The sequence below is a fragment of the Pseudomonas sp. Soil_N_39 genome (assembly GCF_057655955.1).
Genome location: NZ_JBDGLI010000004.1, coordinates 385,601 through 408,222, shown reverse-complemented (window position 1 = coordinate 408,222; position 22,622 = coordinate 385,601). Strand labels below are relative to the sequence as shown.

Below are 22,622 nucleotides of genomic sequence, written 5' to 3'. Positions count from 1 at the left end.
GTGGATCACCTGGGCGCCCTGCTCGGCCACGCGTTCGGTTTCGGCGGAGATGTGGTACGCACGGGAGGCGCCGCGCGAATCCTCTTCGAATTTCTCCACCCGTTCGGTGATGTCGCTGGCGAACTTCACAACCTTACACAACTTGCCTTCGGCGTCGTAGACCGGGTTGTAGCTGGCTTCCAGCCAGACGACTTTGCCGTTTTTGCCGAGGCGCTTGAATTGACCGCTGAAAAACTCACCGGCGTTGAGACGACGCCAGAAATCACTGTACTCCGAGCTGCCCACCAGGCTCGGTTCGCAAAACATCCGGTGGTGCTTGCCCTTGAGTTCAGCGAGTGAGTAATGCATGACATTCATGAAGTTGTCATTGGCGGTCAGGATGTTGCCGTCCAGGTCGAACTCGATAACCGCCATGGCCCGGTCGAGGGCCGCCAGCCGGCCACGTGTCTCGGCCTCATTGGCCACCCTGACGGTGACATCCAGTGCGTACTTGACCACCTTCACGACGCGGCCTTGCTCGTCCACCACCGGGTTATAGCTGGCTTCCAGCCACACGTTCTGGCCTGAGGCGCTGCGGCGTTGAAACGTGCCGGACACGAATTGACCGGCGCGCAACTGGTTCCAGAACTCGCGGTACTCGGCGCTGCCCGCCAGCGCAGGGGTGCAGAAATCCCGATGGGACAGGCCGGCCAATTGTTCTGCACGGTACCCCATCGTGCTCAGGAAATTCTCGTTCGCCCGAAGGACCTTGCCGTCGGGGCTGAACTCGATAACAGCCATCGACCTATCCAAGGCCCCGACCAGTCCTTTGTAAGTTGCCAATTCGGCCGTCCTAGCCGTCAGTTCATTTTTTAGTTTTTTATTAAACATGACGTACCCTCGGTGAACCCTGAAAACAACCGGACCTTCTATGTGTATATCGGCTGGTTGGCTGGGGACTGAACGGTATCTGTAATCATGTTTCGGCGCCAAAACTCACCGAATCCATCAACCAGGTTCTAAAGGCCTGCACCTTTGGCGCATCGGCCAGTTCGTGGGGGGTGACGAAGTAAAAGCCCAGGCCATCCTTCAACCGCAGATCAAAGGGTGCAACCAAGCGTCCCGCCTTCAGGTCATCCTCGACATACGTTGAACGGCCGATGCACACCCCCAGGCCATCAACCGCCGCCTGTACGGCCATCATGGCCAGGTCGAAGGTCAGCCGGCTGCCTTCGGCCAGTCTTTTCGGTTGGCCAGCGGCACTCAACCACGAAGCCCAGTCGCCACTGGTCACCCCGCTGACCTGCAACAAGGTGTGCTGGGCCAGGTCGCCAGGGTCCTGCAAGGGGGCGGGACCTTGCAGCAGCCTGGGGCTGCACACCGGGAAGATTTCGTCGGCCATCAGCCAGTCGGCCCGCACACCCTTCCAGTCACCGACGCCGTAACGAATGGCCGCATCGACGCCGCCCTTACGAAAGTCCACCCGTTCCGTGGATGCGGTGACACGCACATCAATATGCGGGAACGCTTGTTGGAAGGACGCCAGCCGCGGCAGCAACCATTTGGAGGCAAACGAAACCAGAGTACTGATCGTCAAGACGCTGTTGTTGCGGCTTTCCAGCAACGTCTCCGTGCAATAGCGCAGTTCATGGAAGGCCGACCGAACGCCTGGGAAATAGGCCTGACCTTCACGGGTCAGGGCCAGACCGTCCTTGAGCCGCAGGAACAAGCGCACGCCCAACTCCTCTTCGAGCCGGCGAATCTGATGGCTTATGGCTGTTTGAGTGACGTTCAGCTCTGCTGCGGCTTGGGTAAAGCTCATGTGCCTGGCGGCTGACTCGAATGCTTTCAGGCCGTTGAGAGAAGGGATTCGGCTGGCCATGGAGGTTTGCTGTGCTCATGAGATTTTGTCATACGCTAGCACTGAAGATGTCCTTTGAAAATGTTCCGAGCCTCACCGATTCTGGCGGCCCGTTCCCCGTCTGTGAGGAAACCATGAAACTGTACTTTGCCCCCATGACCTGCTCATTGTCCCCGCACATCGTGCTGCGAGAATTGGGCCTGCCTTTTGAATTGATCCGGGTCGACAACAAGACCAAGCGCACCGCCGACGCGCTCGACTTTCTGACCATCAACCCCAAGGGTTACGTGGCCGCCTTGGTGCTGGATAACGGCAGCGTGTTGACCGAGGGGCCCGTCATTGTCCAGTACCTGGCCGACCTGGTGCCCGGAAACACGCTAGCCCCGGCCAATGGCACCTGGGAGCGGGTTCGCCTGCAGGAGTGGTTGAACTTCATCAGTGCCGAAATCCACAGCGGTTGCGCCCCGCTGTTCAACGCCGACATTGCCGAACCAAGCAAAGCGATCTTCAGGGCAAAACTGTTCAAGCGTCTGGACTACCTCAGCCAGGCCCTTGCACGACAGGACTACCTGATGGGCCGCTTCGGCCTGGCTGATGGCTATCTGTTCACCGTTTTGAGCTGGTTGCCGTTGTTCAATATCGAGATCGGGGACTGGCCGGTGCTGGCGTCGTTCATGGCCCGAATCGCAGCACGCCCCAGCGTTCGGGCGGCGATGGCAGCGGAGGCGGCATAACCACAGGTCGACGATCAACTTCGCTGCGCGGTGTTTTGTTCCCACGCAGCATCATAAAAATTTCATGGTGCCGGAGCATGATCGCTAGGTTTGCTGATTACTTTCGTTCCCATTCAGCGAGGTAGGATCATGCCACCGCAAGGACTCCAGGTGGATTTCGCCCACCGACCACGGCTTGCCGATCTGCATCCGCTGCAGGAAACCGCCAGGCGCGTGTCCGGCACCCTGCGCAAACAGGCAGAGCCCACCGTCACGCCGGCGGTGCAGTTGCAAGACCGGCAGGGATACGACAGCGGCTTTCTGGGCGACTTCATAGTGCCTTGGCCGAGCGTGGAAGCGACGTTGGTCGATGACATCTACCCGACCGGCACCGCCGACAATCGCCTGGATTATCAGCACTTCTCCATCATGCTTTCGCGACGGCGACGTCTGGCCCTGGTGGCGGGCGTCAACATCGATGGCGCCAGCAGCGTCGAGATCGACCGGCGTCGTGATGCCTGGGCCTACGACGGTCGAATCCCCAGCGACGCCCAGATTGGCGAAGCGCTGTACGCCGGCAATTTACTGGATCGCGGTCATCTGGTCAGACGACAGGATCCCAATTGGGGGCCTGACGCACAGACCGCCAACAACGACACCTTCCACTTCACCAACTGCTCGCCGCAGATGGCAGCCTTCAATCAGAAAACCTGGCTTGAACTTGAGGATTACATCCTCGATAACACACGCCGGTGGAAAGCCAGGGCGACGATATTTACCGGGCCGTTGTTCCGGGACGATGATCAAACGTACAGAGGCGTACAGATCCCCACCGCCTTCTGGAAAGTCGTGGCCTTTCTCGGTGACGACGGCAAACCTTCGGCCAGTGCCTACATGATTGACCAGCGCCAGGAGCTGGAACAATTGGAATTGGTGTTCGGGGCACTCAAGACCTACCGGCGCAGCGTCGATCAAATCGAAGCGCTGACCGGTATCCGCTTTGCCGGCTTGGCTGACTATGACGGCTTCTCCAACGAAGAACGACTGACCGGGACGAGGATTGAAGCGCCGATCCGTGGGCCCGAGGACATCCGTCTTTGAAAACGGTGGGAGCGAGCCTGCTCGCGATGACGGCGGCACATTCAACATCATTACAAGCTGACCCACCGCTATCGCGAGCAAGCTCGCTCCCACAGGTTTGCGGTGTACATGAGTTTTGTGTCTGCTGAAAATCCAATGTGGGAGCGAGCTTGCTCGCGATGGCGGCGGCACATTCAACATCATCGCAAGCTGACCCACCGCTATCGCGAGCAAGCTCGCTCCCACAGGTTTTCCGTCAGTGGCCGTTACCGCAGAGACGGATATACACACCGTCCTTAGCAACAAATCAGCAGGTGCAGACCATCATCGGCATCGGCATGGCGTTCATCATGGTGGTGTTCCCTGTAAGTTCGAGAGTCGGACGAGGAATCTCCCGCCCCCATGGCTCAGCCAATCAATCGGGCATACACCGGCCGGTCAATATTCCCACCGGACAGAATCACCCCCACTTTTTTCCCCCGCATTGTTTCACGCTCCTGCATGAGTGCCGCCAAGGCCGCGGCGCCTGCTCCCTCGGCGAGGTTATGCGTATCGGTGTAATACACCCGCATGGCCTCGGCAATTTCCCCGTCGCTGACCGCGACGATCCGCGCCGCAGCGGCTCCGTAGATGGCAAAGGCCTCGGGAATGGGTCTACGCACGGCCAAACCGTCGGCAAAGGTATTCGCCGAAGGGGTCTCACACAGCCTTCCCGTTTCAAAGGACAACTTCGCCGCGACGGCCTCGGTGGACACGACGCCCACCACCTGGGTTTTCAGCCCCAAGGCGTCGCGAGCGGCGATGACTGCGCAGATCCCCGAGCCACAACCTATCGGCACATAGACAGTGTCGAGATCCGGCACCGCCTTGAACAGCTCAAGCCCATAGGTCGCCACGCCCTTGACCAACTCCGGATGGAACGGCGGCACCAGGTAGAGCCCCTGTGCATGGGCCAGGCGTGCAGCCTCTTCCCGGGCCTCATCGAAATCGCGGCCATACTCGACCACTTCGCCACCAAAGCCACGCATGGCATTGTTCTTCTCCACCGAGTTACCTTGCGGCACAACGATCAAGGCTTTCAAACCCAGTGCAGTGGCCGCCAGCGCCAGGCTCTGGCCATGGTTGCCGCGCGTCGCTGTGACAATGCCTTTCGCCTCGGGGTGCTCGCGCTTGAGCCAGCGCACGAAGGTCAGGCCACCGCGCACCTTGAAGGCCCCCGTCGGGGTGTGATTCTCGTGCTTGACCCACACCGTGCAACCCAACCGTTCAGCCAGCAACGGCCAGGCGTATTGGGCAGTGGCGGGCATGAACTGGTAGAGATGGCGGGCAGCGTGTTCGATGTCGTCGCGGGTCAGTGTGTGCATGATGGGCCTCCAGGTTTTGCCCAGTCTAATCAGCGCGCCAGCGGCGGGCTTTCAGAAAACTGACCTGACTTTCGGGCCCGCTCTTCACTACTATGCTGCTCATGAACCCGCGAAACCGCCAACCACCGCCCCAAACTGAATCGGTCCGTCGTATCGAGGCAGGGCCTTGGGCGATCGAATTGCTGCCCGGTTGCGCCTACGCGACCCGCTATGTCGCGACCCAGTCGGCGATCGGTTTTGCCTTCGACAGCCAGCGCGGCATGCACGCCATCGGCAGTGATCGTGTGCTGCCCTTCGAGGCGCTACCCAACGGCCTGGCATTCGTCCCCGCCGGATGCGACGTGTTCTCCGAATCCCCCAGGGGCGGTGAATACCTGCGAGTGGCGCGCACCGACGGCATGACGTTGCCGGGAGAACATGCGTTCAACAATCGTATTGACCCGCAGGCCATCACCCTCGCCTTGAGCATGCGCAGCGCACTGCTGCGTGCAACGACAGAGGGCGATTGGGAAGCCTGGGCGCTCGGGCTGGCTGAACGGGTGAAAGACCAAAAAACGTTTTCGGCACGCCCTCAAGGTTCCATCACGGGCAACCGGATGCGCCTGCTCGATGAATTCATCGACGCCGATCTCGGCGGTCCGCTGGGAGTCAAGGAAATGGCTGGGCTACTGGGTTTGTCCGAGGGTTATTTCATGCGGGCCTTCAAGCAGGCAACCGGCAAAAGCCCACACAGTTACCTGATCGACCGACGCCTCGCCAAGGCACGGGCGCTGATGCGTGATTCAAGCGCCCGGCTGACCGACATCGCGCACACCTGCGGCTTCAATTCCCAGGCGCACATGACCACGCTGTTCAAGCAACGCCTTGGCGTCAGCCCGGCGCAGTTGCGCGGGTATTCGAGGCCCTGAATGCGCAGCACAAGCGGCTGATGCGGGTCAGCTGAAGGGCGAAGTCCCCCCAATCAAATTGCCATCAGATCGCCTTGCAAAAATACCCTGGCCGTCTAGATTCAAACCTGTCTCCAACCACATCTTCAACCACACCTGACAGCCCCTTGGGCGAGAGCGTCTATTGGCCTGAAAAACACACTTGGCGTTGCTTTTAATTACTGACACGGAATCAGTCATAACAACAAGAGGGATGCTTGATGAAGCATGGCCGTGGGTATCGTTTGCTCTCGCAAAAAGGACCAGCCGTACATTTCTGGCTGTCATTGGTTTGCTTTTCAGGCCTGGTGATCGCCAGCTTCCTGTTATTCGAACAACAGATCCAGGGCTTGCTGACCCATATCAACCTGTACCTGCCCTCGACGCCCGCGCAGAAACTCAACCTGGCCTTGCTGCTGATTGCCCTGCTGGCGCTGGACGTGGTGCTGCCGGTGCCGTCGAGCATGGTCGCGCTGCTGGCCGTGGCGATGCTCGGCAGCCTGGGGGGTTACCTGGTGATTTTCGTCGGCCTGTGCCTGGGCGCCGGGCTGGGTTATGCGCTGGGGGCCGGCTACTTCCGTCTGCTGTCCGGCCGCCTGGGCCTGCATCAACGCCAACCGGGGCAACTGGCCTACCGGTTGGGCACGCTGTCGTTGATCTGCCTGCGCGGCGTCCCGGTACTGGCGGAAACCTCGGTCGTCGCCGCCGGCATGCAACGTTATCCATTACGCGCATTCATCCTGGTCACCACCCTGGCCAATGCCGGCCTCGCATTGGCCTACAGTGCCATCGGCACCTTCCTCGTCGAACAGAACGCGCTGTTGGTGACGCTGCTCGCCAGCATGGTATTGCCTGGGCTGTTCATCGCCGGGTACAGCCTGTTCAAGAGCATTCGCCGGCACGGCGCGGAGCCGCCTTTGCACGGGCGTTTCAAGGTCAGCTACGACTACCCGGTGGTGTTCACCGATCATGTATTCGACCCGCTCAATCCCTGTTTGCACCGCCAGCTCATGACCGGGCACCGGGGCCAGGTCACGGTGCTGGTGTTCGCCGATGAACAACTGCTGCACAGCACCCCGCACCTGCTGGAACAAATCAATGCCTACTTTGCCAGTCATTTTCCGGACCTGCATTTGCAGGCACCGCCCATCGCGGTCCCGGCCGGCGAGTCGAGCAAGGATTCACAGGTGTTGCAGCAGCTGTACAGCGACATGCTGCAACATGGCTTGGACCGGCATTGCTATGTGCTGGCCCTCGGTGGCGGCGCGGTGCTCGATGCGGTGGGCTACGCCTGCGCCACCTTCCACCGCGGCATTCGCCTGATTCGCATCCCCAGCACCGTGCTCGCCCAGAACGACGCCGGGATCGGTGTGAAAAACGGCATCAACGCCTTTGGCCAGAAGAACCTGCTCGGGGCTTTCTATCCCGCCACCGCGGTCATCAACGACTTTCAATTGCTGACCAGCCTGACCCGGCGCGATCAGATCGCCGGGCTGGCCGAGGCGGTCAAAGTGGCGCTGATCAAGGACCCGGCGTTTTTCCAGTGGATGGAGCAACAGGCCGACGCCCTCGCCCAGTTCGATCATGCAGCCAGCCGCTACGCGATCCGCCGTTGCGCCGAACTGCACCTGGCGCACATCACCGGTGCCGGAGACCCCTTTGAGCGCGGTAATGGGCGGCCTTTGGACTACGGGCACTGGGCCGCCCACAAACTGGAAAACCTCAGCCACCATCGACTGCGCCATGGTGAAGCCGTCGCGGTGGGCATGGCCCTGGATGGGCTCTATGCCAATGCCCTGGGGCTGTTGAGCGACGTCGACAGCGACCGGGTGCTGCGCCTGCTGCTCAAGCTCGGCTTCTGCCTGAACCCGCCGGAGCTGACCTTGAAAGATACACAGGGACGCTCGCAGGTTCTGCTCGGGCTGGAAGAATTCCGCCAGCATTTGGGCGGGCAACTTTCCATCCCCATGCTCAGCCGGATCGGCGAGTCGGTGGACTTGCACGAAATCGATACCGCACGAATGGAGCAAGCCTTGCAGCGGCTGTCCACCCAGCTCGAGCTTGCACCCACCCTGAACCAGAGCTGCGTGCAATGAACCCGTCGTCGCCGGACCTCAAGACCTGGATGACCCTCGGCCGCGTGTCCAACCTGCCCACGGTATGGACCAACACCCTGGCCGCCGCCCTGCTCGCCAGCAGTGCCGGCGCCCTGGCACCGCCGTCGTCCCTGGTGTGGCTCCTGTTGCTGGCGGCCCTGTCGCTGCTGTACCTGGCCGGCATGTTGTTGAATGACCTGTTGGACGCCGACTGGGACCAACAACACCATAATCCCCGCCCCATCACCCTGGGCCTGGTCAGCCGTCAGCAAGTGCGGTTGGCCACGGCGCTGCTGCTGGTGCTGGCCGCAGTCGCGCTGCTGGGGCTGAGCCGGCTGATCGAGCAGCCGCATTGGTTGCTGGGCAGCGCCACCCTGTTGGTGGGCTGCATTCTCGGCTACAACCTGCTGCACAAAAAATATGCCCACAGCGTCTGGCTGATGGGTGCCTGCCGCTCGACGCTCTACCTCACCGCGGCGGCCAGCCTGGCGATGCCACCCGAACCGATCTGGCTCTGCGCCATTTTACTCGGCGTCTACATCAGCGGCCTGACCTACCTGGCCCGCCAGGAACATCGCAACCAACTGATCAGTCGCCTCCCGCTGCTGCTGATGCTGAGCCCACTGGCGTTGGCGATCTACGCAGACAACGCCTGGTTCTGGCCGGTCCTGCTGATATGGCTTGGCTGGTTGGGCTGGCACTACTGGCGCAACCTGGCCAACCCGCGGCAACGGAAGGTTCGCGCCTTTATCGGTGCAGGCCTGGCCGCCCTGCCGCTGTTCGATGCCCTGGTGCTGGCCGTCGCCAACCAGCCGCTGGGTAGCCTGTTATGTGTCCTGGTGTTTTTCCTGCTTCCTCATTTCCAACGCTGGATCAAACCAACATGAACACGGACGTTACTGCACCGGCATCGGCGGCCCTCGACATGCGCCACGACTGTCTGAACGAACAACGCCGGAATTTCATCCAGTCACTCGATGAAAGCGAACGGCAATGGTGGCTCTTGGCACAGGCGCAACTTGCCCAACACCCGGACGCCAACACCGCGGCGCTCCTGAGCGGCCAGTGCAAGCGCAACCTCAAGGAGCGTGCCCAGCCCGGCACTGACGGCTGGAGCAATGTCCAGCTCGCGCGGGCGTTGCTGCTGGCCCAGGTCCTGGAGCAACAACCCGGCGCCGAGCAGGTGCCCCTGCTGCGCCAGTTGTTCCTGTGGGGCGACGACCAGGAAAAAATCGCCACCTTGAAGGCCCTTGACTGGCTCGATTGCCGAGGGCTGTGCGTCGAGCTTGCCCTTCAGGCCGGGCGCACCAGCAACAGTCAGGTGTTCGCCGCCCTCGCCCTGGACACCGCCTATCCGTCGCGTCACTACGACGAACGGGCCTTCAACCAACTGGTGTTAAAGGCGCTGGGCATGGGCCTCGACGTACGACGCCTGATCGGCCTGACGCAACGCCACAGCGTCACCCTCAACCAGTTGGCCCTCGACCTGTTGGACGAACAACTCGCCGCCGAACGAACGGTGTCCGTCGGCCTGCCTCACGTGATTGCCTTCACCCTGCTGAGCCCGGCGCAACGTCAGCGCCTGGCCGGCCTGGCTCAGCAACAACGCTTGCCGCCGCCATGGCACGCGCACCTGGGCGGCACTTTGCCGAACTGAAACCCGCCCGTCCCCTGCCTTTTTGACGAGGATTCACCATGCTCAAGTACTTCGACCCGCATATCCACATGGTCAGCCGCACCACCGACGACTACCAGAACATGGCGGCCGCTGGCATCACCGGCGTGATCGAACCGGCCTTCTGGCAGGGCCAGGCCCGGACCAGCGTCGGCAGCTTTATCGACTACTTCGACACACTGTTGGGCTGGGAGCGTTTTCGCGCCAGCATGTTTGGCATCCATCATTTCTGCACCATTGGCCTGAACCCCAAGGAGGCCAATGACCTGTCGGTGGCCAATGAAGTGCTGGAGATTCTGCCGCGCTACCTGGTGAAAGATGGCGTGGTGGCGGTGGGTGAAATCGGTTACGACGACATCACCCCGGAAGAAGATCGCTTTCTCGCCGCCCAATTGGAGCTGGCCAGGCAATTCAATCTACCGGTGCTGGTGCATACCCCGCACCGCGACAAGATCGGTGGCACCAAACGCACGCTCGCGGTCATCCGCGAGGTCGGCATTTCCGAACACCTGGTGATCATCGACCACCTCAACGAACTGACCCTGCCCCTGGTGCTGGACAGTGACTGCTGGCGCGGCCATTCCATCTACCCCAACACCAAGATGTCGGAACAGCGCATGGTCGCGCTGCTGCAGCAGTACGGCACGGAAAAAATGGTGGTCAACAGCGCCGCCGACTGGGGCATCAGCGACCCGCTCAAGGTGCCCAAGACCGGCCAGGCGATGCTGGCCGCCGGCTTCAGTGAAACCCAGGTCGAACAAGTGCTGTTCCACAACCCGGTGGACTTTTTCGCCCAGAGCGGCCAGTTGGACAAAACCCTGGTCAGCACACCACTGCCCATCGATCAGCGGCGGCAGTGGCAGGACAACTCCGCCCTGCGGGGCCAGGAGCCGGTGATCAAATGAGTGCCCGCACGGGTTGGACGGCCACGCAGATCGGCTATTGCAGCAACGTGCACCCGACCCGTGACCTGGGCGGGCTGCGCGCATCCGTCGAACGGCATTTCCAGACCGTACGCACCCTGCGCGGGCTGGACACCCAGGACAGCGGCCTGTGGATCAGCGCCGTGGCTGCCGCCGAACTCCAGCAGGCGCAGGCCCGTGGGGAGTTTCTCGACCTGCTGCAACGCAGCGGGCTGCGCCTGACCTCGCTCAACGGTTTTCCCTACGGCCAGTTTCACCAGGGCGCGGTAAAAGCCGACGTCTACCTGCCCAGTTGGGCCGATCCACAGCGACTGACGTACAGCCTGGACCTGGCCCGGTTTCTCGCCCAGGCCTTGCCGGCGGATTGTGCTCAGGGGGTGATTTCCAGCGTGCCGCTGGGTTATGCCGCGCACTGGAACCCGACGCTACAGCAACGTGCCGAGCGTCAATTGCGCGAGCTCACCGCCGCGCTGGCCCGGCTGCAACGGGAGACGGGCAAGAAGATCGTGGTCTGCCTGGAGATGGAACCTGATTGCGTGCTGGAAAACACCGACCAAGCCATTGCCTTCTTCCACCACTGGCAAGCCACGGACCCGCACCATGAGTACCTGGCGCTGTGTTTTGACGTCTGTCACCAGGCCGTGATGTTTGAAGACTGCTATCAGTCACTGGACCGATTGCGTCGGGCCCGGATCCCCATCGGCAAGATCCAGCTATCCAACGCGCTGATTTGTCGCCTGCCGGAGGACGAGTCGCGGCGCGAACAGGTGCTCAAGACATTGGCAGGCTTTGCCGAACCCACCTACTTGCATCAAGTGAAAGCCCACGACGGGCAGGCGCGGTTATCGGCCTGGGCCGACCTCCCTGCGGCGCTGGATGACTGTGAGCAGAACGGCGCCGCCCATCCCGAACTGAGGATTCACTTCCACATTCCGTTGTTCAGCGAACACCTGCTGTTGCCTGAACTCAGCGGCAGCCAGATCGCCCTGGCGCAAACCTTCGACTTTCTGGCCGACCATGGGGATTTTCGCCCGGTGCTGGAAGTGGAAACCTACAGCTGGGGCGTCCTGCCCAGCCAGTTGCGGCCCACGACCGAGCACGCCCAACTCCAGGGCATCGCGGCGGAATTGCACTGGGTCGAGGCTCAGTTGCAGCAGCGCCAGTTGCTGCAACCCCAAGCGCTGGAGGCCTGCGCCGATGCCCTCTGATCCTGCGCGCCAGCCGCTGTTGCTGATCAACGTGGTCGGCCTGACCCCCGCGCTGCTGGGCGCCGCGACGCCCTGCATCAATGCGCTGCTGAAAACGGCCAGGATGGCCACGCTGCAACCGGTGTTCCCGGCGGTCACCTCTACCGTGCAGGCTTCGATCCTCACGGGCCAGCCACCCTCGGAACACGGCATCGTCGGCAACGGCTGGTATTTTCGCGATCAGGCCGAAGTCCGCTTCTGGCTGCAACCCAACGCACTGATCCAGGGGGAAAAGGTCTGGCAGACACTCAAGCGTCAATACCCCGGGTTTCGCTGCAGCCAATTGTTCTGGTGGTACAACATGTACGCGGACGTGGATGCCGCGATTACCCCACGCCCCCATTACCCGGCCGATGGCCGAAAAATGTTCGGCCTGTATTCGACGCCGGCCTCGTTGCATGAGCGTATCGAGCAGCAGATCGGCGAATTTCCCTTTCCAGGTTTCTGGGGGCCGGCGGCCGGCATCGCCTCGAGCCGCTGGATCGTCGATTGCGCCATCGCCGAATTCCAGCTCAATCGACCCGACCTGCAGTTGATCTACCTGCCCCATCTCGACTACAGCCTGCAACGCCTGGGCCCCGAGCATCCGTCGATTGCCAACGAGGTACGGGCCATCGACAGCGAAGTGGGACGTCTGCTGGCCTTTGCCCAAGCGCAAGGCGCGGCGGTGATGCTGCTGTCCGAATACGGGATCAAAGCCGTCACCCAATCCGTTTCCATCAACCGGTTGTTACGTGCCGAAGGCTTGTTGCAGGTACGCCAATCGCTGACTTGGGAATTGCTCGATCCCGGTGCCAGTGCGGCGTTTGCGGTGGCCGACCATCAGATCGCGCACATTTACGTGAAGCAGGCGCGCGACATCCCTCGGGTCAAGGCACTGTTGCAACGCCAGGCCGGCATCGAGCAGGTGCTCGATAAAACCGAACAACGGGCCTGGCAACTGGATCACCCCCGCAGCGGCGAGCTGGTGGCCGTGGCCGCCGCCGATTACTGGTTCGATTACTACTACTGGTTCGACGATCGCAAGGCCCCCGACTTTGCCCGCACCGTGGACATCCATCGCAAGCCAGGCTACGACCCGCTTGAGCTGTTCATCGACCCAGCCATTCGCTTCCCAAAATTGAAAGTGGCGCGCCGCCTGCTGCAGAAAAAGCTCGGCTTTCGCTACTACATGGACCTGATTCCGCTGGACACCCGCCTGGTCCGCGGCAGCCACGGCCGGCTGCCGGAGAGCACGAAGACCGGCCCGCTGCTCATCACCAATTGTGATCTGTCGTTGCCGCAGCACCTTGCGGTCACGGCGGTGAAGCAACTGCTCCTGGAACACTTCCAGGGGCACCCTCATGCCGATACGGCGAATGCCAAGGAGCTTCCATGCGGCGAGCCATTTCCATCACTGTTCTAAGTGCCCTGGCCGGTTTGGCCCAGGCACAGGACCCCAACAACTTCGACTGCAGCAATTTCCTGCAGTTTGGAGCCGACATCAACAAGACCCGGACCGCGTTTGCCCAGAGCCCCGAGACCATGGCCTGGAATTGGTTCGCCTGCCTGAACCAGCCCAGCACGGCACAGAGCAGCAACCTCGTGTGGGAGACGATGAAGCCCTCGGACCAGGTCTACCTGCCCGATGGCGCCCCGCCGGGGGCCTATGACACCTCCGCACCGCTGCCGGCCGAGGTGGTGACACAAGCCAAGGCGCAAGGCATGAACCTGTCCCGTGCCTTCCATAACCTCAACGCCACCCAACAGGTCGACGGCTTGATCCTGCAAATGGGCGGTGCCGTGCCCGACGCCCAACAGGGCAACCCCGTACGCTTTCAACTGCTGATGGGCAAGGACACCTTCGACTACATCGTGAAGAACCAGGTCTACAACGTGAATGGCCAGGCCGCCCTGGCCAATGACCTGAACTTTCCGCCCACCGCCTGGGAGTTGAAAGCCGCATGGCTGTGGATCGGCTCAGACACAACCTACCGACAAACCCTGGTCAACGACGGCTACTACATTGCCCAGGCCTATTACCAGCAGGACGGAAAATACCAGGTTGGCTACGCGGCACTGAGTGGCCTGCATGTCGTCAATAAGCTGGACAGCAACTGGGTCTGGACCACCTTCGAAAACATCAACAACAGCAAGTACACCGTGACCAATGCGCCAACACCCGCGCCGATGACCAACACCACCGGGCCGACTCCGGCCGCCAAGCCGGTCAATGTCAGCTTCCAGGCCAATAACCCGAGCCTGTCGAAATACGAATTGATCGGAGTCGAGTTCCAACCCATCACCCAGGTACTGGCCAACTCGCAGCTGGAATCGGCGTTCCAGAACACCTCGTCCTGCCTGGCCTGCCACAGCACTGCCGCCTACTCGAACGACGACGGCTACTTCAATTTCGCCCTGAACAAGGGGGACGGCATTGTTTACCCGACAGCCCCGCTGCCAGCCTCAGACTTCGACGGCTACAAAAAGCTGGACTTTGTCTGGTCGCTGAAACGCGCCCAGTGGCAACGCTAAGGAGCATGACATGAGCGTATTGAATTTCCCCCGTATCTACCTCAACGGCCATATGTTCTGGAACCCACCCACGGCCAACAACAATGATGTGTTCCCGCTGTATGACGCGGTCAACATGGACATCAACTGGCCGTTCATGAGCCACTTCGACATCACGTCCACCAACGCCCCCACCAAATTGATGCCCTGGGCCATCAAGCCCCTGGCAATGAACGAGCTGCCGACCTATGTGCTGCAGGTACCGACCAATGCCAACCCGAAGACCTACCCGTACATGCCCGCCGAATGGGATCTGTTTGGCGACAATGCCTGCGGCACGGTGAGCTACAAAGGCACTCGCTCAACGATCATCGGTGGCGAGCTGCAGGCCAACACCTACATCACCCAGGATGCGCTGGTCGGCAGGGACTACCAACTGCTCGGCAATCCCTTTGGCAGCAACACTCCGACTGCCGCGCGCTTCGTGGATGTCAGCCCGTGGCAGAACACCTTCACTGCGTTGTATTTCGACAAGCTGATACTGGGAGATGCCACGTGTGGCCTGACCCTCAATCGCCAATATCGGATGATGGATCGCTTCCTGAACTTCAACTGGGGTGCCTTTGGTGGCCTGGTGTATGTCACCACCACCTGGCAGACCTGCTTTCCCAAGGAAAACCTGGAATGGGTCATCGGCGATTCGGCGCTGTTGAGCAACCTTCAAAAGCAGATGACGCAGCAAGGTGTACAGGGCTTGATGTTTCGGTTCTCCACTTACCTGACGTGCTACGACAGAAACGGTGTTTTCAACGATTTCCCGTACGTCAACACCCACTCCAATGCCCCCACGGATACGGATCGTGTGCAAGCGATGTATCAGAAGGGCCTGGACAACGTTTCCAATATTTTCTTCAACCCCGCCTACAGCCGCACCGCCGCAACCCTGGGCCTCTGGCTCACTGACGAATACCCTACCGCCCCCGCCGGCCTTCGCCTGGTGCCCGCGCAACCTGTAGCGGTTTCTCAACCAGGCAAGGATCCCCAAAGCGCCACACTGGGCGTGGTGTCGGCACAGATTACCGACAACACCCTGTCGCTGGACCTGGCTAACACTTTCCCGTTTTATCCGGTGCTCCCCAAGGCCGATATCCTGACCGCCGAAAAATTCCAGGCCGGCGACTACAAACTGGGGGTTCTGCAGAATCAACAGTTCAATCCGGTGGTCAGCTTCGGTTTCGACCAATACAACCAGGCCGCCTTCGACAAACGTTCCGGCCTGCTGGACTTCACCCTGACCGACGCCGACAAGACAACCTTGCAGTCCGGCCCGCTGGCGCTGCAAGTACAACCCCCGGCCCAGGATGCGCCGAAGATCGCCGCCACCCAGCAGACCTGGACCGCCGAGGTCATAGAAAGCGGCAGTTTCATCGACGTGGGCGACCACAAGACGCTGACCATCATGGTGCAGAAAAATGGTGTGCCAGCCGCCAAGACCACGCTGTGGGTAGCGGAATATGGCAACCCCTACATGGTGACCACCAGCGACTACTACCTGGCGTTCAGTAACGCCGCCAACTTCACGCTGTTCTACGACGACCCGACGGACCGCAACTTGAACCATGCCAATCTGCCGCAGTTCAATGATGCGCCCCCCGTATCGAACTACCTGGCCACTGGCAGCGGCCGCCGGCTTACCGCCCTGCAAAACGTGCATCGGCCGACCAGTACCCCGGTCGGGTATCAGGATTTCCTGAACGGCGAGAGCAAACCGATTGCGGTCAATTTGCGCCCTTGTCTGGCATTCGACGCCGGCGTCTACGTCACCGGGACACTGAACGACTATCAGGCCACCCCGGTGGATTACTCCTATGTAACCACCACCACCGACGCCAACGGCATCGCCCAGGTAAGCTTCAGGGCCGTGGCTCCGGGCTTCCCGACCTTGCGTTTTTTTGTCAAGGAAAGCGACAGCGATCCGGTCATTCCCTTCAGCTTCCCGCTTCCCCAAGCCTACATCGACTTCCTCGCCCCGCTGCGCGTCCTGCCTTTGGACGTGCAACTGCAACAGGACTTCATCAACTACTGGAACACCGTCTACAAGGACAAGGACGCCGCCACGCAGTTGTGGGAGGGTTTCCTCTACCCACGCATCCTGCAGACCTTCTATTACCTGTACCCCATCATGAACAAGTACATGCCGCTCAACTCCCAGGCGCGCGTCGAAGGCGCCATCGACCAGCTGATTGTGCTGATCAGCAAGCCCTACCAGGAAGAAAGCACGCTCTCGATGCCCATCACCCGTGACATGTCCCAGAGCCGCCGCGCGGTATTGGAGCTGTGGGCCAAGAAGCTGGTGAAGCGCAACTATCCGCCACAACAACTCAAGATGAGCGATTACGACAACCTCTGACCGGAACGCTGTTTACCCAAGGAGGATAAACCACTGTGGGAGCGAGCTTGTGTGGGAGCTGAGCTTGCTCGCGATGAAGGCACCGCGGTCTTTCGAATGACCGCGTTATCGTTCGTCGCGAGCAAGCTTTGCTCCCACAGGCTCCCACAGTGTCACCCGGTACTTTTCAAAGGAATGACCTATGAAAACCAGTCTCTTGAACCGGCTGTTGCTGTTGATCCTGCTGTTCAGCCCATCGCTGTTCGCCCAAGACAGCGGTGCCGTGTACTTCACCATGGGCGTGCACAACACCGAGGGCTGTAACGAACAGAACGGCAACTGCATCGCCAAACGCATCCCGGGCGAGCCCTCCGATCCGTTTTTCCCAGCGTTCTGGATCAGCGATTGGACCATGTACCGGGTGATGCACAACTACGAAAAGAACCCGCCGCCCTACAGCAATCCCCCCACCACCCTCACCCCGGCGGACTACACCGTCTCCCGGGGGACCAGCTATTACGACACGGCGTATATCCCGGCCGATGGCGACGGCTTTGGCGCGATGATGGAGCACTATGAGAAGTACTGCCTGCCGATCTTCCCGATCAAGAACAACAACTACACCTGCTCCTTCGTGTCCCTGGGCAACAAGGCTTACTTCCTGACCTACCCGCAGGATCGTCCGAAAGACATGCCGGCCTGCTGCATGTTCTCGCCAATGAATCATCCACCTCGGCAGGACTTCATCCAGCACCTGCCCTACAGCGCCGAGCGCAGCCAGAACCTCAACGCCAGCGTGCAGGCCTATGCGCTGGACCTTCAATCGCCACAGGGTCCGATCCTGTTTGGCTATGCCTTCTACAAAAAGATGACGGGACAACCACCCTACCGCCAACCCCAGTCGTTCTTTTTCTCCGGTGACACCAGCGTCGCCAATGCGCCGATTGTCAGCCAGAACTACACCAACTTCCGCATCGCCAAACCGGACCCGGCCCAGACCTGGGCCCAGGTGGCCGCGATGTGCCCGGCGAATCCGCCGCCCTGCCAGTTGTTCGAGCCACCGGCTTCCCAGAGCAACGGCCAAAAGGCGCAGTGGAACAAGCTCATGCAGCGCAAACCCTGAATGTGGGAGCGGGCTTGCTCGCGAAAACGGAATGTCAGTCGACTCAATGTTGACTGGCCCACCGCTTTCACGAGCAAGCCCGCTCCCACATTTGATTAGTGTTGTCCTCACCTACGTGGAAGGATCGCCATGAACACTTCACTTCGTTTCACCATGGTGCTACTGGGCCTGGTCAATCTTTCAGCCCTCGCCCTGGAACAACCCCAGGGACAGGCCGTGCCGTCGACACAAGCCACCCGCCTCAATTGCCAGCCTCCCAGCACGGCACCGGCAGCCAACGCCAGCCAGGATCTGTTCGATCAATACAGCTGGCAGCTGTTCATCGCCGTGAACTGGCCCGCCCAGGCGGGGCAGCGAGGTGATCCCGACTGCAGCAAACAACCGGGGGACCCTGGCTACACCGTCTGGCAGACCTACAAGACCGTAGAAGAAACCTTCCTGCCACGGGGGGCAGATCCAGGCCCCTGGAACAGCCCGCTACTTGCCAAGAGCCTGGGCATCATCAACATCGCCGCGCTGAAGAACAGCTCCCAGGTGAATGCCGTCGACCAGGCCGTCGGCGGCTGGCTGATCGACCAGGCTGGCAACCCGACCTACTACGACATCTCGGCCAACGAAACCTCCTACAACTACATCGTCGCCAACCAGTTCTATAACGCCGATGTCGTTTCCAAAGCCAACAACATCCTCTTTCCCTACGGGGTCATCGAGGTCAAATCGAGCTGGCGCATCCTCACCACGCATGACAACGCCAGCCGCTACCTGACCCTGCTCGCCCGTGTAGCCACGTTCGACGACCAAGGCCAGCGCACCGGGGTCACCGAGGCCTACCTGGGCCTGGTGGGGCTGCATATCATCACTAAGGTGAACGGCTATCCGCAGTGGATCTGGTCGACCTTCGAACAGATCGACAACGTTCCACCCAAAGTGCAGGTGAACGGCGTGTGGGTCGACCAGCCGGCATCCGGCACGGCCTATTCCTACTTCAACTCCAGCGCTCCGGCAGCCACCCTCAACCAGTCGCCCTGTGACTGGCAGACCCAAGGCGCGCATCTGGTCTGCGTGCCCAAACCCGGCACGACCTTCCAGACCCCGAACCCGTTGAACCGCGTCACGCCGATCGCCGAGATCACCAACCAGGTCAACGCCCGTTACCGCAGCGACCCGGGCCTGCAACGCAGCGTGTTGAAGTACTACCAACTCATCACCACCCAGCGTCCGCTGATGCCGGACAACCCCAGCAACCCACTGGGACAGCCGACACCCGCCCTTTCGGCCAACGTGACCATGGAAAGCTACATCCAGCCCAACAGCAGTTGCATGAATTGCCACTCCATGGCGACACCGGTCAAGAGTCCCTACAAATCCGATTACTCCTACCTGTTCAAATTTGCCAACGCGCCTGTCGGCAAGACCATCAAGGACGAGGAATAACTCATGAGCATCCTGAACGGACCACGGCTGAATTTCTGGGGCGGCATCCGCACCGACGTCAGCCTGCCGAACAATTCCCCGACCATTCCCTACGATGGCAACGATGAGTGGCCGCTCTTCGACCTGACCACCTCGACCCTGGCACCAGGCGCCCAGCCCTACACCGACGACCAGTTGAACAACATGATCAACGCCCCCACCGGCAACTACTACACCGCCGGTGGCTGGAATCACTACGGGCAACATGTCGTCGACATGCAGAACGCCTTGATCAGCTCCCAAGGCAAACCCGGCAGTATCAGCACCACCGGCGACCTGGTGGGCCAGGCCGTCTACCTGCTCGGCTCGGTGGACCCGGTGACCGGCCAGGGACCGGTGTCCGGCCCGATGATGGTAGACCTGGACCCCACCGCCTCGACGACCACTCAGATCTTCGTCGGCGGCCTGCAAATCGGGGGCAATGACAACATCCAACTGCTGATCCACAGCGACACCGTGTGCAGCAGTTTCGACGTGGCGGGACGTGTGCTGTTGCCGAAGAAAATGGACGCGCCGGGCTCTTTCCATGCCAGCGGCACGTTTCAACTGACCTTCCCCTTGAGCAGCATTGTCAGTTGGAACCAGAACAGCAGCGGCCTGCGCTCGATCATCCAGGCACCGGGCGCGACGGGCATCGTCTTGCGTTTCGTCATGTTCGAAATGTGCCCCACGATGACCACCGAACAGCTGGACGCCGACTACGCCGCCGGCAAGTACACCCCCAACCCGAGCATCGGCCGAGTCATCGGCACACTGGCCCCGGCCTTCGCCGATGAGCCGCTGAACTGCCAGCCGGGCCGGCAACTGGTCAACCAGAGCACGGGCAATGCCGGCTATGCCGACCTGGACAATACCGGTTACCTGAGCATCGACATGGTGAACGTCATCCCGAAGGAAACCTTCCGGGCGGTCAGGGACGACATCACCAGCCCGATCGGCCCCAACGCCAATTACGGGACTGTGACCATCAGCGCCGGCACCACCACCCTGACGACCCTGGAGCCGACCAGCCTTTTTTTATTGGACTACTACGTGTATGGCGGCATCGTCGACCTGCCCCTGACCGTCGACCAGCAACAGGCGGTGCGGACCAACGCCTTGGCGATCAATGCGCCGGACAAGGTCGCTGGGACCACGTTGCAAGCCACCGAGTCGACCTATCGGATCTATGCCGACCAGCGCAACGTCTACTTGGAGGACTACCCCAACGGCCTGTCGATCACCCTGCAAGTCAGGTACCTGGGCGGCGCGGTCCCCTGCACCACCGAAATCGGCCTAAAAGCAGCGGCTCCCGCTGTCTATGATCAACCGCAGTACTGGGACTTTCTCGACTTCCCTGACTCATTGACCGTCAGCAGTGGCCAGCTTTCTGTCAGTTTTTCCGTCACCCTCAAGCCGGGCAGCACCGCCCAGGCGGGTTTTGTCGCCTTGACCTGCACGGCCAATGGCCTCGACAGCGGTGCTTACTTCACCAACTTTCGCAAATACGCCCAGACCGACTTCGGCATTCCCCAGGGCACCACCATCACCTGGCCGCTGATGTACCCCAACGTGCTGCGCTTTCACTACCTGGCGTTCCCCGCCATGTCGCGCTATATCCCGCTGAATCAGCCCGACGCCATCATGGGTGCCAAAAACCCCATCCTCGCCCGCACCTCGGATGCCTACAAAGGCACCACGCTGTTCATGCCAGTGGTGCGCTCGATGTCGCCCTGTCAGCGGGCGCTGCTGCGGGCCTATCTCACCGGCGAACCGTGGCAACCGCCGCAATGACCGCGCCCCTTTTTGCTCACGGATTTTGTTCACGGAGAGAACCTATGCCCGCTCCCCTTCAGATCCCCGCACACCCTGGGGAAAACCTGCGCCCCAGCACCCTCATCGCCGAGGACCTGCTAAACCCTCGCGGCCTCTGCCTGCAAGCCGATGGCAGCCTGCTGCTGACCGAAGCAGGCTCGGGGCTGCCCGACCAGCCCTTCAGCGGCCGTATCAGTCGATTGCGACCGGATCCGCAGCGGCCCGGTGCCTACCTGCCCCGCGAAACTCTGGCGCAAGGGTTTCGCGCCATGAACATGCAGGCGCGCATGCTGCGCGATGAAATCATGGGGGTGTCGGACATCGCCTGGGGTGACGGACGCTGCCTGGTCAGCCAGACCGATTACGTCGCGGGCTCCAAACTGTTGGACCTGCAATTCACACCGCCCGAGCCGGTCTTCCATAGCCGCGGCAACCTGAATGCGCTGTGCTACCACCCGACCCGCCGCAGTTGGCTGGCCGTCAAGCCCGATACCAATCAGTTGGTGGAGTTCGCCACGGGCCAGGAAGAGCGCGTGTTGGCCCAACTGCCCGAGCTGGATCAAGGCCAGGAAGCCGTTCCCGTGACGCTGGTGTACGAACCGGCGACAGACGCGGTGCTGATCAGTCTGTTCTCGGGGGAACTGCACGGCGACCCGAGCCGCAAGGGCATCGACTTTGCCGAAAAGGCAGGCCAGGTGATTCGGGTCTGGCCCGCCAGCGCCGAGATCGACATCCTGATTCGCGGCCTGCAACTGCCCACCGGGCTGGCGCTGCGTCCCAACGGCCAGTTGCTGGTGCTGGAACTGTGCGAGCACCTGCAACAACCCCTGCTCCCCGACTGGCACGGCGAACCACTGCATGGCGGCTTTACCCGGTTCAGTGGACGACTGCTGAACTGCGACTTGCAAGCAGCCCAGGTCACCGTGCTCGCCCGAGGCTTGGATACCCCGTCCAACCTGTGCCTGTTACCCGACGCGGTACTGGTCAGCGAAGGCATGGGCCTGGTCGGACGCCCCTTGCCCACGCCCGATGAACGCGTGGTGCCGTTAAGCGGCAGGCTTCGTCGGGTGCAGCTCTGACAGCGACACCGGCCGGGTGCGCAACCCGGCCGGTGGTCAAGGTGTCGTCCATCTTTTCCGAAAAGTGCTGTTCGGCAAACCGTGACCAGAGCTTGCTCCCGCTGGGGTGCGAAGCGCCCCTAAACCAAGCTGACGGGATCAACCTGGCACACCCCGATGCCGCGCTACTGGTCATGGAGCGCACGTCCTGTTTCACCGACGGCCGCTGTTGCGACCACACGACGTTTTCCATCCGCCCGGAACGCTATGCCTTCGTTCTCAGTGGGGTCTTCAAACCCTATCCGGGTAGTTGAGCAACCAGGCTCGGTCCTGACCCCGCATCGCTGCCAGCTGAACCACCGCTATCGCGAGCAAGCTCGCTCCCACAGGGGATCGGGGTGTTCATGAATTTTGTATTCAGCACTGGA

The 22,622-nt window shown here is 61.2% G+C and carries 17 protein-coding genes and 2 pseudogenes; 16 read left to right on the top strand and 3 right to left on the bottom strand.

All coding sequences use genetic code 11. The features are described from left to right. Positions 1-102: 102 nt before the first annotated feature. Positions 103-780 (bottom strand): annotated as a pseudogene (locus AC3A5O_RS09095) (PAS domain-containing protein); the annotation flags it as partial. Positions 781-955: 175 nt separating this feature from the next. Then, positions 956-1,861 carry a transcriptional regulator GcvA gene (locus tag AC3A5O_RS09090; protein WP_305467409.1) on the bottom strand — a complete coding sequence of 302 codons (906 nt, stop codon included), beginning with the start codon at positions 1,859-1,861 and terminating at the stop codon, positions 956-958. 113 nt (positions 1,862-1,974) lie between these two features. On the opposite strand from AC3A5O_RS09090, the gene gstA reads away from it, so the two are divergent. Together gstA and AC3A5O_RS09080 are read left to right on the top strand one after the other, a co-directional pair. Then, positions 1,975-2,574, top strand: a complete 600-nt coding sequence (gstA, locus tag AC3A5O_RS09085) for a glutathione transferase GstA (RefSeq protein ID WP_122565873.1) — start codon at positions 1,975-1,977, stop codon at positions 2,572-2,574. Between the two features lie 129 nt (positions 2,575-2,703). Beyond that, entirely contained in the window at positions 2,704-3,654 is a 951-nt protein-coding gene (locus AC3A5O_RS09080; protein WP_122565786.1) for a DNA/RNA non-specific endonuclease, read from the top strand. A 386-nt stretch (positions 3,655-4,040) separates the two neighbouring features. Here AC3A5O_RS09080 and AC3A5O_RS09075 read toward each other — a convergent pair whose 3' ends face one another. Beyond that, a complete protein-coding gene (locus AC3A5O_RS09075) occupies positions 4,041-4,997 on the bottom strand; it encodes a threonine dehydratase (protein ID WP_305481763.1) in 957 nt (318 codons plus the stop codon). Positions 4,998-5,089: 92 nt separating this feature from the next. On the opposite strand from AC3A5O_RS09075, the gene AC3A5O_RS09070 reads away from it, so the two are divergent. From AC3A5O_RS09070 to AC3A5O_RS09005, 14 genes and pseudogenes are all read left to right on the top strand, one after another. After that, positions 5,090-5,905, top strand: coding sequence for a helix-turn-helix transcriptional regulator (locus AC3A5O_RS09070; protein ID WP_122565789.1), 816 nt, complete (start codon positions 5,090-5,092; stop codon positions 5,903-5,905). A gap of 239 nt (positions 5,906-6,144) precedes the next feature. Beyond that, positions 6,145-8,019: a 3-dehydroquinate synthase gene (locus tag AC3A5O_RS09065; protein WP_305481764.1), complete on the top strand. Its 1,875-nt coding sequence runs from the start codon at positions 6,145-6,147 to the stop codon at positions 8,017-8,019. After that, entirely contained in the window at positions 8,016-8,906 is an 891-nt protein-coding gene (locus AC3A5O_RS09060) for a UbiA family prenyltransferase (protein ID WP_122565791.1), read from the top strand. Before AC3A5O_RS09065 ends, AC3A5O_RS09060 begins: the two co-directional genes overlap by 4 nt. After that, complete coding sequence (locus AC3A5O_RS09055; protein WP_305467416.1) at positions 8,903-9,676, top strand: EboA domain-containing protein; 774 nt, start codon at positions 8,903-8,905, stop codon at positions 9,674-9,676. The genes AC3A5O_RS09060 and AC3A5O_RS09055 overlap by 4 nt, the downstream gene beginning before the upstream one ends. A 38-nt stretch (positions 9,677-9,714) precedes the next feature. Then, positions 9,715-10,599 (top strand): TatD family hydrolase, encoded by an 885-nt coding sequence (locus AC3A5O_RS09050; RefSeq protein ID WP_122565793.1) that lies wholly within the window; start codon positions 9,715-9,717, stop codon positions 10,597-10,599. Further along, positions 10,596-11,825, top strand: a complete 1,230-nt coding sequence (eboE, locus tag AC3A5O_RS09045) for a metabolite traffic protein EboE (protein ID WP_305467418.1) — start codon at positions 10,596-10,598, stop codon at positions 11,823-11,825. Before AC3A5O_RS09050 ends, eboE begins: the two co-directional genes overlap by 4 nt. After that, positions 11,815-13,269 (top strand): alkaline phosphatase family protein, encoded by a 1,455-nt coding sequence (locus AC3A5O_RS09040; protein WP_305467419.1) that lies wholly within the window; start codon positions 11,815-11,817, stop codon positions 13,267-13,269. The genes eboE and AC3A5O_RS09040 overlap by 11 nt, the downstream gene beginning before the upstream one ends. After that, complete coding sequence (locus AC3A5O_RS09035; protein ID WP_122565796.1) at positions 13,239-14,378, top strand: hypothetical protein; 1,140 nt, start codon at positions 13,239-13,241, stop codon at positions 14,376-14,378. Before AC3A5O_RS09040 ends, AC3A5O_RS09035 begins: the two co-directional genes overlap by 31 nt. Before the next feature lie 10 nt (positions 14,379-14,388). After that, positions 14,389-16,767 (top strand): hypothetical protein, encoded by a 2,379-nt coding sequence (locus tag AC3A5O_RS09030; protein WP_122565797.1) that lies wholly within the window; start codon positions 14,389-14,391, stop codon positions 16,765-16,767. Positions 16,768-16,948: 181 nt separating this feature from the next. After that, a complete protein-coding gene (locus AC3A5O_RS09025; protein ID WP_122565798.1) occupies positions 16,949-17,869 on the top strand; it encodes a hypothetical protein in 921 nt (306 codons plus the stop codon). A gap of 129 nt (positions 17,870-17,998) precedes the next feature. Beyond that, complete coding sequence (locus tag AC3A5O_RS09020; protein WP_487753118.1) at positions 17,999-19,303, top strand: hypothetical protein; 1,305 nt, start codon at positions 17,999-18,001, stop codon at positions 19,301-19,303. A 3-nt stretch (positions 19,304-19,306) separates the two neighbouring features. Continuing rightward, the gene (locus AC3A5O_RS09015; protein ID WP_305481770.1) at positions 19,307-21,115 is read left to right on the top strand and encodes a hypothetical protein; all 1,809 of its coding nucleotides are present in this window, start codon (positions 19,307-19,309) and stop codon (positions 21,113-21,115) included. 44 nt (positions 21,116-21,159) lie between these two features. Continuing rightward, positions 21,160-22,215, top strand: coding sequence for a hypothetical protein (locus tag AC3A5O_RS09010; RefSeq protein ID WP_305490671.1), 1,056 nt, complete (start codon positions 21,160-21,162; stop codon positions 22,213-22,215). A gap of 158 nt (positions 22,216-22,373) precedes the next feature. Next, a pseudogene (locus AC3A5O_RS09005) lies at positions 22,374-22,508 on the top strand (GntR family transcriptional regulator); the annotation flags it as partial. Between the last annotated feature and the right edge of the window lie 114 nt (positions 22,509-22,622).

Excerpts from the sequence above, each read along its gene's own strand:
- AC3A5O_RS09090 (WP_305467409.1), bottom strand. The coding sequence starts at position 1,861 with ATGGCCAGCCGAATCCCTTCTCTCAACGGCCTGAAAGCATTCGAGTCA.
- gstA (WP_122565873.1), top strand. The coding sequence starts at position 1,975 with ATGAAACTGTACTTTGCCCCCATGACCTGCTCATTGTCCCCGCACATC.
- AC3A5O_RS09080 (WP_122565786.1), top strand. The coding sequence starts at position 2,704 with ATGCCACCGCAAGGACTCCAGGTGGATTTCGCCCACCGACCACGGCTT.
- AC3A5O_RS09075 (WP_305481763.1), bottom strand. The coding sequence starts at position 4,997 with ATGCACACACTGACCCGCGACGACATCGAACACGCTGCCCGCCATCTC.
- AC3A5O_RS09070 (WP_122565789.1), top strand. The coding sequence starts at position 5,090 with ATGCTGCTCATGAACCCGCGAAACCGCCAACCACCGCCCCAAACTGAA.
- AC3A5O_RS09065 (WP_305481764.1), top strand. The coding sequence starts at position 6,145 with ATGAAGCATGGCCGTGGGTATCGTTTGCTCTCGCAAAAAGGACCAGCC.
- AC3A5O_RS09060 (WP_122565791.1), top strand. The coding sequence starts at position 8,016 with ATGAACCCGTCGTCGCCGGACCTCAAGACCTGGATGACCCTCGGCCGC.
- AC3A5O_RS09055 (WP_305467416.1), top strand. The coding sequence starts at position 8,903 with ATGAACACGGACGTTACTGCACCGGCATCGGCGGCCCTCGACATGCGC.
- AC3A5O_RS09050 (WP_122565793.1), top strand. The coding sequence starts at position 9,715 with ATGCTCAAGTACTTCGACCCGCATATCCACATGGTCAGCCGCACCACC.
- eboE (WP_305467418.1), top strand. The coding sequence starts at position 10,596 with ATGAGTGCCCGCACGGGTTGGACGGCCACGCAGATCGGCTATTGCAGC.
- AC3A5O_RS09040 (WP_305467419.1), top strand. The coding sequence starts at position 11,815 with ATGCCCTCTGATCCTGCGCGCCAGCCGCTGTTGCTGATCAACGTGGTC.
- AC3A5O_RS09035 (WP_122565796.1), top strand. The coding sequence starts at position 13,239 with ATGCGGCGAGCCATTTCCATCACTGTTCTAAGTGCCCTGGCCGGTTTG.
- AC3A5O_RS09030 (WP_122565797.1), top strand. The coding sequence starts at position 14,389 with ATGAGCGTATTGAATTTCCCCCGTATCTACCTCAACGGCCATATGTTC.
- AC3A5O_RS09025 (WP_122565798.1), top strand. The coding sequence starts at position 16,949 with ATGAAAACCAGTCTCTTGAACCGGCTGTTGCTGTTGATCCTGCTGTTC.
- AC3A5O_RS09020 (WP_487753118.1), top strand. The coding sequence starts at position 17,999 with ATGAACACTTCACTTCGTTTCACCATGGTGCTACTGGGCCTGGTCAAT.
- AC3A5O_RS09015 (WP_305481770.1), top strand. The coding sequence starts at position 19,307 with ATGAGCATCCTGAACGGACCACGGCTGAATTTCTGGGGCGGCATCCGC.
- AC3A5O_RS09010 (WP_305490671.1), top strand. The coding sequence starts at position 21,160 with ATGCCCGCTCCCCTTCAGATCCCCGCACACCCTGGGGAAAACCTGCGC.